Annotated in this window: 17 protein-coding genes; 7 read left to right on the plus strand and 10 right to left on the minus strand. The window is 64.5% G+C overall.

What is annotated here, in order from left to right:
* Positions 1-70 precede the first annotated feature (70 nt).
* From Q0687_RS03365 to Q0687_RS03375, 3 genes are all read right to left on the minus strand, one after another.
* On the minus strand, positions 71-1,096 hold the full coding sequence (locus Q0687_RS03365; RefSeq protein WP_298872240.1) for a histone deacetylase family protein: 1,026 nt from the start codon (positions 1,094-1,096) through the stop codon (positions 71-73).
* 124 nt (positions 1,097-1,220) lie between these two features.
* Complete coding sequence (locus tag Q0687_RS03370) at positions 1,221-2,162, minus strand: SMP-30/gluconolactonase/LRE family protein (RefSeq protein WP_298872242.1); 942 nt, start codon at positions 2,160-2,162, stop codon at positions 1,221-1,223.
* The gene (locus Q0687_RS03375; protein WP_298872245.1) at positions 2,119-4,191 is read right to left on the minus strand and encodes a PQQ-dependent sugar dehydrogenase; all 2,073 of its coding nucleotides are present in this window, start codon (positions 4,189-4,191) and stop codon (positions 2,119-2,121) included. The genes Q0687_RS03370 and Q0687_RS03375 overlap by 44 nt, the downstream gene beginning before the upstream one ends.
* 205 nt (positions 4,192-4,396) lie before the next feature.
* Here Q0687_RS03375 and Q0687_RS03380 point away from each other — a divergent pair, with 205 nt between their 5' ends.
* Both Q0687_RS03380 and Q0687_RS03385 read left to right on the plus strand, forming a co-directional pair.
* Complete coding sequence (locus tag Q0687_RS03380) at positions 4,397-4,630, plus strand: hypothetical protein (RefSeq protein WP_187437037.1); 234 nt, start codon at positions 4,397-4,399, stop codon at positions 4,628-4,630.
* A 9-nt stretch (positions 4,631-4,639) separates the two neighbouring features.
* Positions 4,640-4,816, plus strand: a complete 177-nt coding sequence (locus Q0687_RS03385) for a hypothetical protein (RefSeq protein WP_298872259.1) — start codon at positions 4,640-4,642, stop codon at positions 4,814-4,816.
* A gap of 137 nt (positions 4,817-4,953) precedes the next feature.
* On the opposite strand, the gene Q0687_RS03390 is transcribed toward Q0687_RS03385, so the two are convergent.
* Positions 4,954-5,727, minus strand: a complete 774-nt coding sequence (locus tag Q0687_RS03390; protein WP_298872261.1) for an enoyl-CoA hydratase-related protein — start codon at positions 5,725-5,727, stop codon at positions 4,954-4,956.
* A 115-nt stretch (positions 5,728-5,842) separates the two neighbouring features.
* On the opposite strand from Q0687_RS03390, the gene Q0687_RS03395 reads away from it, so the two are divergent.
* A complete protein-coding gene (locus tag Q0687_RS03395) occupies positions 5,843-7,432 on the plus strand; it encodes a gamma-glutamyltransferase (protein WP_298872263.1) in 1,590 nt (529 codons plus the stop codon).
* An 87-nt stretch (positions 7,433-7,519) separates the two neighbouring features.
* Here Q0687_RS03395 and Q0687_RS03400 read toward each other — a convergent pair whose 3' ends face one another.
* Genes Q0687_RS03400 through Q0687_RS03415 form a run of 4 tightly spaced genes read right to left on the minus strand, consistent with a single transcriptional unit; the run spans position 7,520 to position 10,980 of the window.
* Positions 7,520-8,806, minus strand: coding sequence for an FAD-binding oxidoreductase (locus Q0687_RS03400; RefSeq protein WP_298872327.1), 1,287 nt, complete (start codon positions 8,804-8,806; stop codon positions 7,520-7,522).
* Between the two features lie 10 nt (positions 8,807-8,816).
* Positions 8,817-9,548, minus strand: coding sequence for an amino acid ABC transporter ATP-binding protein (locus Q0687_RS03405; RefSeq protein WP_298872265.1), 732 nt, complete (start codon positions 9,546-9,548; stop codon positions 8,817-8,819).
* Positions 9,545-10,198 carry an amino acid ABC transporter permease gene (locus Q0687_RS03410; protein WP_212332754.1) on the minus strand — a complete coding sequence of 218 codons (654 nt, stop codon included), beginning with the start codon at positions 10,196-10,198 and terminating at the stop codon, positions 9,545-9,547. The genes Q0687_RS03405 and Q0687_RS03410 overlap by 4 nt, the downstream gene beginning before the upstream one ends.
* Before the next feature lie 23 nt (positions 10,199-10,221).
* Complete coding sequence (locus Q0687_RS03415; RefSeq protein WP_298872272.1) at positions 10,222-10,980, minus strand: ABC transporter substrate-binding protein; 759 nt, start codon at positions 10,978-10,980, stop codon at positions 10,222-10,224.
* 178 nt (positions 10,981-11,158) lie between these two features.
* Here Q0687_RS03415 and Q0687_RS03420 point away from each other — a divergent pair, with 178 nt between their 5' ends.
* Positions 11,159-11,812 carry an XRE family transcriptional regulator gene (locus Q0687_RS03420; RefSeq protein WP_298872275.1) on the plus strand — a complete coding sequence of 218 codons (654 nt, stop codon included), beginning with the start codon at positions 11,159-11,161 and terminating at the stop codon, positions 11,810-11,812.
* A gap of 95 nt (positions 11,813-11,907) precedes the next feature.
* Here Q0687_RS03420 and Q0687_RS03425 read toward each other — a convergent pair whose 3' ends face one another.
* Together Q0687_RS03425 and Q0687_RS03430 are read right to left on the minus strand one after the other, a co-directional pair.
* A complete protein-coding gene (locus tag Q0687_RS03425) occupies positions 11,908-13,173 on the minus strand; it encodes a D-amino acid dehydrogenase (protein WP_298872278.1) in 1,266 nt (421 codons plus the stop codon).
* Positions 13,174-13,243: 70 nt separating this feature from the next.
* Positions 13,244-14,572, minus strand: coding sequence for an aspartate aminotransferase family protein (locus Q0687_RS03430; RefSeq protein ID WP_298872280.1), 1,329 nt, complete (start codon positions 14,570-14,572; stop codon positions 13,244-13,246).
* 148 nt (positions 14,573-14,720) lie between these two features.
* On the opposite strand from Q0687_RS03430, the gene Q0687_RS03435 reads away from it, so the two are divergent.
* From Q0687_RS03435 to Q0687_RS03445, 3 genes are all read left to right on the plus strand, one after another.
* Positions 14,721-15,269, plus strand: coding sequence for a cupin domain-containing protein (locus Q0687_RS03435; protein WP_235540219.1), 549 nt, complete (start codon positions 14,721-14,723; stop codon positions 15,267-15,269).
* A gap of 186 nt (positions 15,270-15,455) precedes the next feature.
* The gene (locus Q0687_RS03440) at positions 15,456-15,608 is read left to right on the plus strand and encodes a hypothetical protein (protein WP_298872286.1); all 153 of its coding nucleotides are present in this window, start codon (positions 15,456-15,458) and stop codon (positions 15,606-15,608) included.
* Positions 15,609-15,701: 93 nt separating this feature from the next.
* Positions 15,702-17,213 carry a lysozyme inhibitor LprI family protein gene (locus Q0687_RS03445; RefSeq protein ID WP_298872289.1) on the plus strand — a complete coding sequence of 504 codons (1,512 nt, stop codon included), beginning with the start codon at positions 15,702-15,704 and terminating at the stop codon, positions 17,211-17,213.

Here is a 17,213-nt window from a genome sequence, read left to right on the forward strand (position 1 = left end):
ACCTGTACCCCCTCACCCGGATCGCAAGAGCGATCCGACCTCTCCCCGCAAGCGGTGAGAGGTAAAGAACTCACCTCGCCTCTTCAAATCCCGCCAACACTGAGGTCAGGTTGGCACCCAGAATATCCGAGAGATAACCGCCTTCCTGCACGAACACGGTCGGCAGGCCCAGCTTCGCAATGGCCTGGCCGATGCGGCGGAAACCTGATGTGGTGACGGCGAGCCCCTTCAGCGGATCGTGTTCGGAGGCATCGAGGCCGAGCGCGATCACGAGTGCGCCGGGCGCAAAGGACTCGATCGCCTTGCGCGCGACATCCATCGCCCGGATGTAGCCATCGTCACCGGTGCCGATGGCAAGCGGAATGTTGAGATTGGCGCCGAGACCGGGGCCTTCGCCGCACTCATGCGCGTAGCCCCACACGTAAGGATAATACGCCACGGGGTCGGCATGGATCGACACCGTGTAGACATCGGGCCGCGCGTAAAAAATGCCTTGCGTGCCGTTGCCGTGGTGGACATCGACGTCGAGGATCGCGACGCGCTCGTGCTTCAGGCGCAGATGCGCGGCCGCGATCGCGCTGTTGTTGAGGAAGCAGAATCCGCCGGCCATATCGCGATAGGCGTGATGGCCGGGCGGACGGCAGAGCGCGTAAGTGGCGTCTTCGCCGTCCATCACCATCTGCGCCGCGGTAACAGCAACATCCGTCGCCGCGCAGGCCGCAGCCCATGTGCCCGGCCCAATCGGAGCTGCGGTATCGGCGGTGTGCCAGCCGAGCTTGCCGACGATATGGCTGGGATAGGTCGCGGCGTGGCGCACGGGATGGACGTTGCCGATCATCTCCGGACCGGAATCGCCGAGCGCCGTCCAGGCATCCCAGGCTTCGCTCAGGAACGACAGATATTCCGGGCTGTGAATGCGTGCGCGCGGACCCTGGCCGAACTTGGTCGGCTCGACCAGTTGATGCTTGCCGTCCTTCAGCCCCCTCAGCAGGCGGTCGGCGCGCTCGGGGTGCTCGGTGGTGCGCTTGACGACCCCGCGAACCAGGAAGAATTGCGGATCGTGGCTGCGATGCAGTTCGGTATGGACGGCTTTCACTCAACACTCCGTGCTCTTCAACAGTGCCACAGAGTTTTTTGATCGCTGCGGCGGCCGGATGCAAGCAGGAAGAATGCCGGCCTCGCCAAGCCGTCCTGCGCCGCGTGCAGATCGCCCGCGAAACTCAGCAGCGCCCGCGTTGAAGACAGTGCTCGCGACCCTGCTGGTCGGTCCGGAATGACTCGATGAAGCCGCCCTGGCGCTGGGTGACGAAGACGGTCTTGCCGTCGCTGCCACCGAAGGCAAGATTGGTCGGCTCCTTGGCCCTCAGCGCAATCTCGCGCTCGACCACGCCACTCGGCTTCATCAGCGCAATCGTGCCCTTGAGAATGCGCGCGACATAGAGGCGGCCGGTCACGTCGGTACGCAGGCCGTCGATGCTGTCGGGCTGGAATGTCTTGACGAGCTTCGCATCGGTGAGTTCGGTGCCGCGGATGGTATAGGACCAGACCTGACCATTGCTGGACTCACCGACATAGAGCGTCTTGCCGTCGGGGCTGAGATCGATGCCGTTGGTGGTCCCCATCGGGCGCGGAGCCGACATGATCTGTCCTTGCACCACGCCATCGGCCCCTTTCGCGATGCGCCAGATGTGACCCTCCCGTCCCTTCCAGTTCGGATCGCTCGCATAGATCGTACCGTCGCGGGCGATGGTGATGTCGTTGGGCTGGTTCATCTCGTCGGAGTGAAACCAGATCGTCGGCTCGGTGCCGCCCTTCGGGATCGCAAAGATGTTGTGCTTCTTGTAGTCGGCGATGAACATCGTGCCGTTGCGATCGAAGCGGATCGCATTGCCGACGCTGCCCTCGGGAAGCTCAGTGAAGGCTTCAGACACCGCGGCGCCCGCGGGCAATCGGCCGATGGTACCGGGCTTGCCGAAATTGACGATGAAGAGATTGCCATCGAGATCGGCGGCGGGCCCCTCGATGCCGTGGGTATATTCGCCAGGAGGCGTGACCTGCACGCTTTCGAACAGCTTGGTCTCGGCTGCGAAGAGCGGCGTCGCGACGACGAGCAGAATGCTACGGCACAGGCACCAGAAAATCCTGCCGGATGTAATAGCCATCGTCGTCGCTGCACTCGCCATTCAGATAAGGATCGGCCGGCCTGAAGAATCGGCTGAAGCCGGGTTTGTCTACAGCGTTCCTTTGTGTCACGACGACGACCTTGGCAGCCGGTATTTCGCCGCATTCCTTGTTCGCTTTGCTGAAGAATTTGCGCTGCGGCAGGCCGAGCCTGATGCCCATCGGCGTCCCCGGAACCATCCTGGCAACAAGCAGATCCGCAGTGGTCAGCAGGGCCGCGTAACCGGGCTCGGTCTTCGGCAGGCTCTCGCCGCCGGGCGGCATCAGCTTTTCAGCGCCGATGCCGCGTAGCCGTGTGCGCAGTCTGCCGGAGATGGGATCGCCGGGGTAAATCCAGCCATCCTGCGACAGCATGAAGCGGAGCACGGTCGCATCCTTGTCGGCGTCCGACTGACCCGCCTTGAGGCCGAAATCGGAGTGGCAGCCGACGCAGTGCTTTTCAACGAGGTCCTTGCGCAGCGTGGTGAGCCTGACCTTGTTCTGTGGGTTCTTGGCAACGAAGGCAGCGAGCTGGTCGATCAGCGCCTGACCTCTGATATCGCAGGGCAATGGCGGCGGCGGGTCGCCCGCGGCACGATCGATGCGGATGATGGTCTGGTTCTTGTCCTCGACCAGCCAGATCGCACCGTCCTCCGCGACCGTCATGCCCACGGGCGCGCCTTGCGGCCGCGCGCCGTTGACGCGGTGCCAGCCGGCGATCAGCTCGTCGAACGGCGCAGCGCCGACATCGCCGGACTCGGTCTGGAAATTGTGGGTCGGATCGGCCGCACAGCTGACGTGATAGCGCACCGGCGCCGCAGCGGGCTTTGGAAAGCCGTGATCGTCGACGTCGTAGATCAGCACGCGGCTGCCGGTGGGGCGGTAGCCGTGCAGGCCGACCAGCAGCTTGCCCTCCAGCTCCGGGAACTTTGCGCCGTGATAGTACAGCATCGCGAGCGGCGCACCATGCGGCGGCAGCAGCGAGAACGGCTGCTTGTAGAGCGCGTTCGCGGTACAGAGCGATTTGTAGACGCCCGATTGCAGCACGGCTTTGAACTCGGGACTGGGCGTCGACAGATCGTAACAATAGGGCCAGCCATAGTGCCGGCCCTGCTCGATCGCGTTGATCTCCTCGTTCGGCTTGAAGATATCGGGCAGGTCCCGACCGTTCTCGCCTTGCAGGAAGGCGTAGCCAGCGTCGGGGAAGCTCGGATGCAATGCCAGCGCCAGCGAGTTGCGCAAGCCGCGCGCGTAGATGGTGTGAGCGGGATCGGGATCGCCAGGCTTCAAGGCCGGGAACACGCCCCCTGGCGGCGGCGTGAACAGCCAGAGCGCCGCCATGCCGGATGCGCCTTCAGCCGGTGCGCAAGGCTTCGTGATCGGCGCCGGCGCGATGCAATCATCGCTGTGGGCACCGACGTTGACGAACAGCCGCCCGTTCTTGTCGAAGACGAACTGCTTGAGCGGATGCGCGGCCTCGTCGAGCTTCGTCCCGTCGGGCAGCGTGATACGGCGGCCCGGCATGTGACGGATGATGGTCTCGACCGTGCTGCGCGGATTGTCGGCGAGCGGATCGAAGCGGAAGATCGTCTCGGAGGTCGAGGCATAGAGTTTCTTGTCCGGCCCGATCACGAGGCCGAACGGATATTCGACCCCGGTCAGGAGTTCCTTGAAGCGCTGGCCGCTGGCGGCGTGGGGGTCGAGCAGCAACAGCCGGCCATCGCTGTGACCCCAGCCGCCCATGTCGGCCACCACGAACAGATCACGGCCGGGCACCTGGATGATCGACCGCGGAAATTTCAGATGGTCGTCCTCGCTGCCGACGAGGCCGGCGCAGAAGCCGGCCTTCATGTCGATCTGGATCCTGGGAAAGGCGAGATCGCCGCTGCCACAGGTCTCCGTTCCGACCGCATAGCCGCTTTTCCGCAACGGATCGGACGCGGCCAGAGTAGCGAAGCCGAGCAGGACCGCGGCGACGGCGGCAGCTGCGCACAAGCTTCGGCGTCCATGCTGCAATGTGAGATGATTCACAGCGGCCTCCCCCGTTTCGGCTGAGGTTGTTCCATGCTGTGCAGGCGCCGTCCAGTTGAACATCACCTGCCTGTGATCAAACCCGTAAGCTGCGTCGTGCCGACCAACATCCGTAGATTCCCTTACCGGGCTCGACCTGAATATTTTTCGGCTCTTTCGGGTGGTACCGATGTGCCGTCCAAGTCGCTTTCCAGAGGAGGCGTTTATGGTTCAGATGTATTTCCACTGCTCGAACGCCGAAGGCACGCTGATCGATCGCTACGGCACCGCAGTCGCCAACCTGACGGAAGCGCGTGACCGCGCCGCCCAGATCATGCGCTCGATGATCGAGACGCCCGGCGCCGAAGACTGGCGCGATTGGGTGATCCACATCAGCGACGACGACGGCGAGGAGATCTTCGATCTTCCCTTCACCGCCATGCTCGGCAAGCCGCATTGAGGTGATGCCATGCTGTTCGCTTCATTGAGCCTGCTCCGCCAGCCCCTCAGCTTCGTCGCCAGCAAATGGCTGAAGCTGGTGCAAGTCGCCGGCAACCCGTACCGCCCCGAGCTGCACTACATGCGCGGCCCTGGCCCGAAATGGCACGCCAAATATCAGGCGAGCCGGCTGAATCGCGGGCTCTGAGTTCTTCGGCTTCGCCGCTCCCAAAAACTGGTCTTTCCACTCGTCATGCCCGGGCTTGTCCCGGGCATCCACGTTCTTGCACCTGCCCGAAGAACGTCATGGCCGCAACAAGCCCGGCCATAACGGAGGAGACAGGGTCACCTCCCCGTAAACTTCGCCTTGCGCTTCTCGACGAAGGCCTTGCGGCCTTCGACGGCATCGGCACTCGTTCGGATGGTGGCCTGAAGCTCGATCTCGCGGCGGAACTGCGCCTCGTAGCTACTGTGCTCGCTCTCCTCGACCAGCGCACGCGTCGCGACCAATGCGCGGGTCGGGCCATCGGCGAGGCGACGCGCCAGGGTCAGCCCCTCCTCCATCAGCCGCTCGTCGTCCACGACCTGCCGCACCAGGCCGATCTCCTGGGCGCGCTCGGCGGTGAGCGGCTCGTTCAGGAGCATCAACTCGAGCGCGCGCTGCCGGCCGATCAGCCGCGGCAACAGCCAGGTCGAACCGAGATCGGGCACCAGCGCAATGCGGCTGAACACTTGAATAAAATTGGCCGAACGCGCTGCAACAATCATGTCGCCGGCCATCGCCAGGCTGAAGCCACCACCGGCCGCGACGCCGTTGACGGCAACGACGACAGGCACACGGCACTCGCGCAAGGCCTTGAAGGCCGGCCAGTAGAAGCGCATGACCCCCGCGGCGAGGTCCTCGCCCAGCGCGCCGGCCGCCTTCAAATTCTGTCCTGAGCAAAATCCGCGCCCCGCGCCGGTGAGGATCAGCGCGCGAACCTCCTCGTCCCCGGTCATGTCGCCGACCGCTGTCGCGAGCGCGCCGAGCAGGTCCGGCGTCATCGCGTTCAGGCTATCAGGCTCGTCGAGCGTCAGGATCCCGACGGCGCCATCCCGCGCCTGTTTCACACCTGCCATGTCGCGTCTCCCTTTCGATGTTCTCGCTGGCGGCAATGTGCCATCCTTCGTGGGCTCCGCCAATTGCGGGGCGTCAGGGTCAGCGCAACAAGCCAAACCAAGCACAAGCGACATCATGCCTCATCATTTCAGCCTCAACCAAACCATCCGCAAACCTGCCGTCACATCCAAGGGCGGCATTGTCGCTTCGCAATCGCGGCGGGCGGCCGAGGTGGGAGCGCAGGTGCTGGCGGCCGGCGGCGACTGTGTCGACGCGATCGTGGCGACCACGTTTGCGCTGAACGTTCTGGAGCCATGGAATAGCGGCATCGGCGGCGGCGGCGCGATGGTGCTCTACCGCGCCAAGGAAAATCGCTACGAGGTGATCGACTACGGCATGTGCGCGCCGCAGAGCCTGCGCGCGGCCGATTATCCCATCACCGGAGACCGCGTCGCGACCGACCTGTTCCCATGGCCGCGGGTGAAGGACGATCGCAACGTTCACGGTCCCGCCGCGATCGCGGTGCCTGGTGTCGTTGCCGGGATGGAGGAAGTGCATCGTCGGTACGCCAGAATGCCGTGGAAAGAGCTGGTCGCTCCGGCGGCCGCGCTCGCCGGCGAAGGCCTGCTGGTGGACTGGTGGACCGAGCTGACGATCACGGGCTCGGCGGCAGACCTTCGCCGCTATCCCGCAAGCGCCGCGATGTTCTTGAAGGACGGCCTGCCGCCAAGCCCGCCCTGGAGCATCGAGGCCGAGATCCGGCTGCCGCAGGACAATCTGAAAGCGACGCTGCTGCACCTCGGCGAGGCCGGACCGCGCGACTTCTATCAAGGCGATCTCGCCAAGAGCATCGCGTCCGACATCAAGGCCGATGGCGGCTCGCTGTCGGTGGAAGATCTCGCCGCGTTCCGCGCCCATTTGCGCGAGCCGCTGGCGATCCCCTATCGCGGCGGCAAGGTGCTGGCGACGCCCGAGCTCACGGCCGGGCCAACCATGGCGCACGCCCTTCGCCTGTTGCAGGAGAGCCTGAAGCCGGCGAGCGCACCCGACGCCGCGACCTACGCCGAATATGCGCTCGCTCTGCAGACGGCCTTCCGCGAGCGTCTCAAGGACATGGGCGATGCCGACGGCAAGCGCTCGCTCGGCGCGGAATACCTCGCGCCGGCCTGCACCACGCATTTCTCCGTGGTCGACCGCGACGGCAACATCGCGGCGGTGACGCAGACGCTGCTCTCGTCCTTTGGCTCGAAATATGTGACGCCGCATACCGGCATTCCCATGAACAACGGCATCATGTGGTTCGATCCGAATCCGGGCACCACCAATTCGCTCGCGCCTGGCAGGCGCTGTCTCTGCAACTACACACCCGTGATCGCCGAAACCAAGGACGGCAAGCGCCTCGCGGTCGGTGCCTCCGGCGGCCGCCGCATCCTGCCCTCGGTCCTGCAGCTCGTGTCCTTTGCGATGGACTTCGGCATGGACCTCGATGCCGCCATCCATCAGCCGCGGATCGATTGCAGCGAAGGCGCGATCGTGCTCGGCGACACCAGGCTGCCGGCGGAGACACGCAAGGCCCTCGCCGCGCGCTTCGATTACAGGGAGGCGCCGGTGCAGACCCTGCCGATGAAGTTCGCCTGTCCGAGCGTGGTGATGCGCGATCGCGACACCAATTCCGGCGCGGTCGAGATTTTCCAGCCCTGGGCCGACGCGGTGGCGGAGGGCTGAAGGATTGAGCGAACGCGCTCTCGCTGTGGTGCTGCACCTCTCCCGCTTGCGGGAGAGGGAGCGCATTTGCGTTGTAGCAATCGCGTACTAGATCCCCAGCCGATCGCGGACACGGCCCGCGATCACGGCCGTGGTCACGCCCACCGGCCAGAACGCATGCATCGGGATCGGCTTGACGCCCGTGATGGGCATGTCGATCTCGGCCTTGGCACCGCCGATCAGACGACGTGCGAGCTGCGCGCCCATCGCGGTGGAGAGCGCAACGCCGCGGCCATTGCAGCCGAGCGAGATCAGGACGCTCTCCGCGGGCTCGTGCACGTGCGGGTAATGATCCCCGGTGATGGCGAGCCGGCTGTTCCAGCCGTGGGTCCAGGCCACGCCCTTGAGCTGCGGCCATAGCCGTTCCGCGTAGCGCATGAGATAGGCGACGTCCGTTGGCGACTTGATCCAGCGCATCGGGCCGCGACCGCCCATCAGCAGGCGGTTCTGTTGATCGATGCGGTAATAGACGGTGATGTGGCCGCTCTCGTAGAGCACGGGCCGCATCGGCATGATCGAGCGGGCGACCTCGTCGGAGAGCGGCGCAGTGGCGGCGATCGAGGAAAACACCGGCACGATGGTGCGGCGAAGCGCGGGCCAGAGATCATCGGTAAAGCCGTTGGTTGCGAGCAGCACCTTCTCGGCATGCACGACCGCGCGCGGCGTCTCGATGCGCCAGCGAGCGCCGTCGCGGCGAAGCGACAGCGCCGGCGTTTCGCCGTAGACTTTCGCGCCTGCCGACATTGCCGCACGCGCGAGCCCGCGGGCGTAGCTGAGCGGATGCAGGTCGCCGCCGCGCGTATCCAGCATCGCGCCGATGTAGCGATCCGTGCCGGTCATCTCGCGCAATTGCTCGCGATTGAGATACGACACCGGCATGCCGCGGCGGATGCACTGCTGCGCGGTCTTTTCGATCGCGGCGGCGCTAGCCTCGTGATACGCGGCGCGGAGCGTTCCGTTCTGCCGGGCCTCGCACGGGATCTGGTAGCGGCGGATCAGATCGTGGGTGAAATTCGTCGTGCCATAAGAGAACTCGATCATGCGGCGACCAAGCTCAGGGCCGAAGTCCGCTTCGATCTGGTCGGGGTCGTGCTTCAAGCCGGGATTGGTGTGGCCGCCATTGTTGCCGGACGCGCCCCAGCCCGGCTCCTGCGCCTCCAGCACCAGCGCCTCGACGCCCTGCTCCGCCAGATGCAGTGCCGTGGACAGGCCGGTGTAGCCGCCGCCGATGATCGCGACGGAAACGCTTTTGTCCGCATCGAGCGGCGGGGTCGCAACCGGCGCGATGGCCGTGTCGGCATAGAGCGATGGCGGCAGAGGCAGGCGCGTCATTATATGAGCCCGGTCAGAGCGGATGCAGCACGCGGCGCAAGAAGTCCTGCGTGCGCGGATGCTGGGGCTGGTTGAGCAACGTCTTCGCCGGCCCCTGCTCGACGATGACACCGCCGTCGATGAACAGCACGCGATCGGCGACGTCGCGGGCAAAGCCCATCTCGTGGGTGACAACCACCATGGTCATGCCATCGTCGGCGAGCTTGCGCATGACACCGAGCACATCGCCGACAAGCTCGGGATCCAGCGCCGAGGTCGGCTCGTCGAACAGGATCGCCTTCGGCTGCATGGCGAGCGCCCGCGCGATCGCGACGCGCTGCTGCTGGCCGCCGGACAATTGCGGCGGATGCGCATCGGCCTTTTCGGCGAGGCCAACCTGAGCAAGCAGTGCGCGACCACGCTCCAGCACCTGAGGGCGCGGCTCTTTCTTCACGAACAGCGGCCCCTCGACCACGTTCTCCAGCACCGTCCGATGCGGGAACAGGTTGAAGCGCTGGAACACCATCGAAACCTGGGTGCGGATGTTCACGATCGACGGCGCATCGCGGTCGACCTTCAGGCCTTCGACGCTGATGTCGCCGCGGTCGTAGCTTTCCAGCCCGTTGATGCAGCGCAGGATGGTGGACTTGCCCGAACCCGACGGGCCGATAATGCAGACCACCTCGCCCTTCTCGACGTTCGCGGTGATGCCCTTGAGCACCTCGACCTCGCCGAAGCTCTTGTGGACGTCGGTGAGCTCGATCATTTCTTGCCCGCCCGCTTCTCGAAATGACGGACCAGCAGGATCAGCGGGATGCTCATGGTGAGATACATCAGCGCCACCAGCGTGAACACGTTGGTGTTCTTGAAGGTCGAGGACGCGATCAGCTTGCCCTGCAGGGCAAGTTCGGCGACCGTGATGGTGGAAGCTTGCGAGGAATCCTTCAGCATCATGATCATGACGTTGCCGTAAGGCGGCAGCACGATGCGCACCGCCTGCGGCAGCACCACGCGGCGCATCGTCAGCCACCAGCCCATCCCGATCGACTGCGCCGCCTCGATCTGGCCCTTGTCGATGGCCTCGATGCCGGCGCGGAAGTTTTCCGCCTGGTAGGCCGAATAGGCGATGCCGAGCCCGAGGATTGCGGCCTGCAAAGCGCTGAGCGTCACGCCGAGATCGGGCATCACGAAATAGAGATAGAACAACAGCACGATGATCGGGATGCCGCGGATCACGTTGATCAGGCTGGCGCTGAGCATCGAGAGCGCCTTGATGCCGGAGACCCGCATCATCGCCCAGATCAGACCGAGCACCGTCGAGAGCAGCAACGAGCCGATCGTGACGATGATCGTCAGCGCAACGCCGTTCATCAGGATCGGGAAGAACTCGGCGGCGTCGTGCCAGAAGCCTTTCATCGGATAGTCCTACGAGCGCTTCATCAGCCCTGCGCCTTCTGGCCCCATTTTTCGAGGATCTTGCCGATGGTGCCATTGGCCTTCAGCTTTGCCAGCGACGCGTTGATCTTGCCGAGCAACTCGGTATCGCCCTTGCGTACGCCGATGCCGACCGAGCCGACCGTGACGGGCTTGTAGCCGTCGACGAGACGCACCTCGGGGAATCCACCCTGCTTCAGATTGTAGGCAAGGATCGGATAGTCGGCATAGCCGGCCTTGAGGCGGCCGGTGTTCACGTCGCGCAGGATGTCCGGAATGGTGTCGTAGGCCTTCACCTCAGCAAACAGGCCGGACTTCTTTAATGCATCGACGAAGGCGGTGCCGACTTGCGCGCCTACGGTCTCGCCCTTCAGATCATCCTGCGTGGCATAAGCCTTGGTGTCGCTCTTCGGGACCACCAGGCCTTCGCCATAGGTGTAGATTGGATCGGAGAAGTCGACGACCTCCTTGCGCGGCGCGGTGATGAACATCGCGGCGGCGATGATGTCGATCTTGCTCGAGGTCAGCGACGGGATCAGCGCCGAAAACTGCATCGGCTCGATCTGCACGTTGAAGCCGGCGTCCTTGCCGATTTCGGTGACGAGATCGACCATGATGCCCTGAATGGAATTGGTCTTGGTGTCGAGGAAGGTGAAGGGAATGCCCGTCGGGGTCGAGCCGACCTTCAGCACCTGCTGCGCGGAGGCCGGCGTCACCGCGGCAATTGCCAGCGCCGCGACCGCGGCCAGACCAAAACGCTTCATCGCATCCCCCTCGGGTCCGACCGATGGCGGCGCTCGCGCATGTCGTGATCAGACGTTGCGGGCCAAGCCGTTTCGGCCTATTTTCACCAATATGAAAATTTGGTCACACTTTCGCGGATCATGCAAGCGGTTTTCATGCACATGAAGGAAGCGGTTTGACGTGAGCGGTGGCAAAAGAATGCGCAAGCCGGCCCCGCCAAAGCCGGCCAGGAATGGCAACACGCGCGGGAAGAAGGCTACCGCGAAGCCGACGGAGCCCGCAATGGACGTTGCGGTCGGCCGTCGCATCCGCGATCTGAGACGCGTCAGGCAATTCTCGCTCGAAACGGTCGCCGCGCGCACGGATCTGTCGATCGGCTTCCTCAGCCAGATCGAGCGAGGTCTGTCGTCGCCATCCTTGCGCGTGCTGGCCACCCTCGCCGACGAGCTCGGCGTCGGCATCGCCGCATTGTTTGGCGCGAGCCCGAATGCCGACGGTGCATCGGATCAGGTCGTCACGCGCGAGCTGCAGCGGCCCGAACTGAAGCTCTGGCGCACCGGCGTCTCCAAGCAATTGCTGAGCCCCGCGAGTGCCGACAACAAGCTCAACCTTTTCCTCGTGCATCTGGAGCCAGGCGGCTCCACCGGCGACGAGCTCTACACCCATGACGGCGAGGAAGCAGGTCTCGTGCTCGAAGGCGAGATGATGCTGACGGTGGACAGCGAGACGTGGTCGCTGAAGACGGGCGACAGTTTTAGATTTGCCAGCCGCCGGCCGCACCGGTTTTCGAATCCTGCGCAGGATGCGAAGGCGGTCGTGCTATGGGTGAATTGTGTGACGGGGACGGGGTAGCTCGCGGTCATTCCGGGGCGGCTCGCAAGAGCCGAACTCGGAATCTCGAGATTCCGGGTTCGATGCTTCGCATCGCCCCGGAATGACAGAGTCAGCTACCCAAACCGATGCTGATACCGGTCCACCGTCAGCTCACTCACATCCACCTCAGGCTTCTTGCCTGACAGCATGTCCGCGAGCACGCGCGCGGAACCGCAGGACATGGTCCAGCCAAGCGTGCCGTGACCGGTGTTGAGGTGAAAGTTGGCGTATTGCGTCGGGCCGATCACGGGCGGGCCATCGGGCGTCATCGGGCGCAGGCCGCTCCAGAACGTCGACTTGGAGAGATCACCGCCGCGGGGGAACAGATCGGTCACGGAATGATCGAGCGTGGCACGACGGGCGCTGTAGAGCTTGGTCGAGAAGCCCGAGATCTCCGCGGTGCCGCCGACGCGGATGCGGTCGCCGAGACGCGTGATCGCCACCTTGTAGCTTTCGTCCATCACGGTCGATTCCGGCGCACCGGAGGCGTCCTTGATCGGCACGGTGATCGAATAGCCCTTTACCGGATAGACCGGCAGCGCGATGCCGAGCGGCGCGGCCATTCGCGACGAATAGCTGCCGAGCGCGAGAACATAGCTGTCGGCCTGCAACAGGCCGGCGCTGGTCGCAACGCCGCTGACGCGTCCGCCGTCGGTAAGGATGCGGTCGATACCAGTGTTGAACAGGAAGCGCACACCAAGCGCCTGGGCGTGCTTGGCCAGCGCCTGCGTGAACATGTGGCAGTCGCCGGTCTCGTCCTGCGGCAGGCGGAGGCCGCCGACGAATTTTTCCTTCACGCTTGCAAGCGCCGGCTCGACCGCGATGCAGCCTTCGCGGCTCAGCGTCTCGTAAGGCACGCCGTACTGCTTGAGCACGGCGACGTCTTCGCCGGTGCCATCGAGCTGGGCCTGGTAGCGGAACAGCTGCAGCGTCCCCTTCGAGCGCTCGTCATACTGGATACCGATGTCGCGGCGGAGATCACGCAGGCTATCGCGGCTGTACTCCGCGATCGGGATCATCCGGCTCTTGTTGACCGCGTAGCGCGCGCTGGTGCAGTTGCGCAGCATCTTGAGCAGCCAGACCCACATGACAGGATCGAGCTTCGGCCGGATCACCAGCGGGCCGTGCTTCATCAGCAGCCACTTGACCGCCTTCACCGGCACGCCGGGGCCGGCCCACGGCGATGAGTAGCCGGGCGACACTTCGCCGGCATTGGCAAAAGAGGTCTCCAGCGCCGGTTCGGGCTGACGGTCGACGACCGTCACCTCGTGGCCGGCGCGGGCGAGGTAATAGGCAGAGGTGACACCGATGACACCGCTGCCGAGGATCAGAACTTTCACGCTTGGTCAAACTCCCGCGGCATCACGCTCGCCGCTGCAAGATAAAACTTCACAGCGGCGAGAGCAATTATCAGGCCACCTTCTTGATGGCGTCGCCGAGGATCGAGACCATCTGGTCGATGTGGCTCTTCTCGACGATGAGCGGAGGCGACATCGCGAAGCTGTCGCCGCTCATGCGCAGGTAAAGACCGGTGTTGAAGCAGTCGACCATGACGTCGTAGCCGCGCGCACCGACGGCGCCGTCACGCGGCGCCAGCTCGACCGCGCCCATCAGGCCGCAATTGCGGATGTCGACGACATTCGGCAGGCCCTTCAGCTGATGCAGCGCATCGCGCCAGTATTCGGCCATCGTCGCGCCGCGGGTAAGCAGGCCTTCGTCCTTGTAGATGTCGAGCGTGGCGATACCGGCGGCGCAGGCGGTCGGATGCGCGGAATAAGTGTAGCCGTGGAACAGCTCCATCGCGTTCTCCGGGCCGACCATCATGCCGTCATGAACCTTGCGGCTGGCGAACACCGCGCCGCAGGGAATGGTGCCGTTGGTGATGCCCTTCGCCGTCGTCATCAGGTCCGGCGTGACGCCGAAGAAATTGGCGGCGAACGGCGTGCCGAGACGGCCGAAGCCGGTGATGACCTCGTCGAAGATCAGGAGGATGCCGTGCTTGTCGCAGATCTCGCGCAGGCGCTGCAGATAGCCCTTCGGCGGTGGCAGCACCGCGGTCGAACCCGGCACCGGCTCGACGATGACGGCGGCAATGGTCTCGGCGCCGTGCAGGCCGACCAGACGCTCGAGATCGTCGGCAAGCTCGGCGCCATGCTCGGGTTGATCCTTGGCAAAGGCGTTGCGGGAGAGATCATGGGTGTGGCGGATATGGTCGACGCCGGGAAGATGCGTGGCGAAGGCGCGGCGATTGGCGACCATGCCGCCGACCGACATGCCGCCGAAGCCGACGCCGTGATAGCCGCGCTCGCGGCCGATCAGGCGGGTGCGGCTCGACTGGCCGGTGGCGCGGTGATAGGCCAGCGCGATCTTCAGCGCAGTATCGACCGACTCCGAGCCGGAGTTGGTGAAGAAGATACGGTCGAGGCCCTTGGGCGCGATCTCGGCGAGACGCTCGGCGAAGTCGAACGCCAGCGGATGGCCCATCTGGAAGGTCGGCGCGAAGTCCAGCGTCATCAGCTGCCGCTCGACCGCGGCGGCGATCTGCTTGCGGCCGTGGCCGGCATTGACGCACCAGAGGCCGGCGGAGCCGTCGATCACCTTGCGGCCGTCGACAGTGGTGTAGTGCATCCCCTCGGCCGAGGAGAACAGCCGCGGCGCCTTCTTGAACTGACGGTTGGCCGTGAACGGCATCCAGAACGAGTCGGTCTTGATAGTGTTCGGAATCTGATGAAGGGTCACGGGCCACGCTCCTCTGCTGACGCCATAGCAGAGCCACGGTTCCGATAGCCCAACAAGTCCTTTTCTGGCGACCTGCAAACCATTGATTTCCCTGGGGCAGCCGGTCCATATTTGCGCGATCCGCAACACCTGAAACAGGGCCAGGGGCATGAGCGTCGACATCGGTGGACGGCTGCGATTCATCCGGGCGCGCCACAAGCTGTCGCAGCGCGAGCTCGCCAAGCGGGCCGGCGTCACCAATTCGACCATTTCGCTGATCGAATCCAACCAGATGAACCCGTCGGTGGGCGCGCTCAAGCGCATCCTCGACGGCATCCCGATGGGGCTCGCCGAGTTCTTTGCGCTGGAGCCGGAATCCAGGCGCAAGATCTTCTACCGCGCCGAGGAGCTGACCGAAGTCGGCAAGAAGCCGATCTCGTATCGGCAAGTCGGCGACAATCTGTTCGGCCGCAGCCTGCAGATCCTGAAGGAGTGCTACGAGCCCGGCAGCGATACCGGACGCGTGCACCTCGTTCACGACGGCGAGGAAGGCGGTATCGTGATCTCAGGCAAGTTAGAGGTCACCGTCGAGGACGAGCGGCGCATCCTCAATCCCGGTGACGCCTATTATTTTGAAAGCCGCCGCCCGCATCGCTTCCGCTGTGTCGGCGGCAAGCCGTGCGAGGTGATCTCGGCCTGCACGCCACCGACGTTCTGACGGGCGACCACGACATCCGCAATGATACGGAGCACCGGCATCTTTCGGTGCTTGAGCCAGCTCAATTTCTGTGGGCCGGACCGCTCTATATTACGAGACGTAGCCGAGCAGCCTCGCGCAAAGGTGTTGAGGTTATGGCCCCGGACTCCTAGGCACTCCGGGGCCGCTTCGTCACAGGGCAAACAGATGAAGATCACGCTCGCCAACGCGGAAGCTGCGCTCGATGAAGTCCAGCGCGATGTCGACAAGCTCCACTCGCGCGAACTGCGCAAGGCGATCGAAGACTACATTGAAAAGCAGAGAGAGCAGATCAAGGCCCTCCGCCGGATGATGCACTAACCGGGCCACCAGGGCGGCCGCGACACCCTGAACCAAAGCGACGACAGGGGCGACCAAGGAGCAGATCCGAACCTGCTTCGACCGAGATCCGCCATGTCCGCGCCAGTGCGCCTTGCGCTGCTTGCAGCCGCGCTGCTTGCTCCTGCCACCGCCAATGCCACCTCGGATCCCGCCAGCAGCAGCGGATCAACGGCGATGATGTTCTGCACGCAAAACTCCGACGGAAGCAAGATCGAGGGTGGCACCAGCAAATTTTGCAGGGACAACGGCTACGACAAGCTCGTCGCCGCGGTCGAGGCATCGTTTGCGGCGGCGGTCGGCAAGGCGCCGACCAACGTCCGACCGCTGTTCAAGCGCGACCAGGTCTGGTTCAACGAGATGATCCAGGAAGCCGCCTATACCGTCGAGGAAGCCGGCGAGGACGAGCTGCGCCAGAACATGACCGATGCGCTGCGCCGGCGTGCGGACGCGCTCGATGACCTCGCGCGCGGCTTCGGGCGCAGCGGCCTGACCGGAGCCTGGGCCAACGCGTTCGGCGGCGTCACCGTCACAGCGACCGAATCGGGCGTCTATCGCCTCGATGCAGACCTGAGCTCCGACTATGGCAGCGACAAGCATTGGCAATGCAAGCTCAAAGCTACCGTCAAGCCGAGTGCGGACGGCTGGCTCTCCGGCGTCACGACGCCGACGCAACCATCGGAGCCCGGCGCGAAACCTGCCGATCCGCTCTCCATCAAATTGCGCCGCCAGGGCGAAACACTCCGTGTCGTGCTGCTTGCCAACGAAGAGCAATGGTTCTCCTCCAATGATCCGGATTGCGATCACCCCGGCCAGGTAACTGGCACCTATTTCGCGCGCGGCAGCCGGAATGGGACCGACAAGACCAATACCGACTTCGTGGCGCCGACCTTCGACTGCATGCGACCTGAAACGGCGACCGACGAAGAGATCTGCGCCGACCCGAATCTGGCCACGAACGACCAGCGGCTGAACCGGGCCTGGAAAGCATTGCTCCCGCGCCTCGACGATGCAACGCGACGCGCGCTGACGGACGACCAGCGCCACTGGGTGAGCGCCCAGGCGCTGCAATATCCCGAATTCCTGCATCCCGCATGGGAGAAGCAAACCTCGGCGATGCATTACACGGTATTCGGACGCGACCGTCTCAACAGCCTGCAGCGCGAGCGCATCGCGCTGCTCGAAGGCTTTGACGACAAGCGGGTCAGTCTCGCCGGCACCTGGCTCGCCTATAATGCAATCATCAGGATTACCGTCGACAAGGACGGCGCGGTCGACGCCCAGGGCTGGAAGTGGTCGCAGGCCGACTGGAAGGGCGGCTGCGACTACGAGATCAGCGGCGACGTCAAGGGCGGCGCTTTCCATTCAAGCGAGCGGCGCAAGAATCCGGACACGCTGGAGCGCGATCACGCCATGCTGGTCGTCAACCGGCTCGACGATTTTTTTGCCAAAAAGCGCGAGGGCAAGAACGACAACGACGATGACGAGCCGAAATGCAAGCGCAATGCCACGATCTCCTCGACCGCACGGCTGTTTCCGGTGAAGCCGTCCGACGACGTCGACCATCCCGCAGGAGGGATACGATAA

The organism is uncultured Bradyrhizobium sp., assembly GCF_936928535.1.
Taxonomy (GTDB): Bacteria; Pseudomonadota; Alphaproteobacteria; order Rhizobiales; family Xanthobacteraceae; genus Bradyrhizobium.

What these genes read in the sequence shown, in the direction of transcription:
- Q0687_RS03415 (WP_298872272.1), bottom strand. Translation starts at nt 10,980, where the DNA reads ATGAAGCGTTTTGGTCTGGCCGCGGTCGCGGCGCTGGCAATTGCCGCG.
- Q0687_RS03445 (WP_298872289.1), top strand. Translation starts at nt 15,702, where the DNA reads ATGTCCGCGCCAGTGCGCCTTGCGCTGCTTGCAGCCGCGCTGCTTGCT.
- Q0687_RS03390 (WP_298872261.1), bottom strand. Translation starts at nt 5,727, where the DNA reads ATGGCAGGTGTGAAACAGGCGCGGGATGGCGCCGTCGGGATCCTGACG.
- Q0687_RS03385 (WP_298872259.1), top strand. Translation starts at nt 4,640, where the DNA reads ATGCTGTTCGCTTCATTGAGCCTGCTCCGCCAGCCCCTCAGCTTCGTC.
- Q0687_RS03410 (WP_212332754.1), bottom strand. Translation starts at nt 10,198, where the DNA reads ATGAAAGGCTTCTGGCACGACGCCGCCGAGTTCTTCCCGATCCTGATG.
- Q0687_RS03405 (WP_298872265.1), bottom strand. Translation starts at nt 9,548, where the DNA reads ATGATCGAGCTCACCGACGTCCACAAGAGCTTCGGCGAGGTCGAGGTG.
- Q0687_RS03440 (WP_298872286.1), top strand. Translation starts at nt 15,456, where the DNA reads ATGAAGATCACGCTCGCCAACGCGGAAGCTGCGCTCGATGAAGTCCAG.
- Q0687_RS03395 (WP_298872263.1), top strand. Translation starts at nt 5,843, where the DNA reads ATGCCTCATCATTTCAGCCTCAACCAAACCATCCGCAAACCTGCCGTC.
- Q0687_RS03380 (WP_187437037.1), top strand. Translation starts at nt 4,397, where the DNA reads ATGGTTCAGATGTATTTCCACTGCTCGAACGCCGAAGGCACGCTGATC.
- Q0687_RS03420 (WP_298872275.1), top strand. Translation starts at nt 11,159, where the DNA reads ATGCGCAAGCCGGCCCCGCCAAAGCCGGCCAGGAATGGCAACACGCGC.
- Q0687_RS03435 (WP_235540219.1), top strand. Translation starts at nt 14,721, where the DNA reads ATGAGCGTCGACATCGGTGGACGGCTGCGATTCATCCGGGCGCGCCAC.
- Q0687_RS03370 (WP_298872242.1), bottom strand. Translation starts at nt 2,162, where the DNA reads ATGGCTATTACATCCGGCAGGATTTTCTGGTGCCTGTGCCGTAGCATT.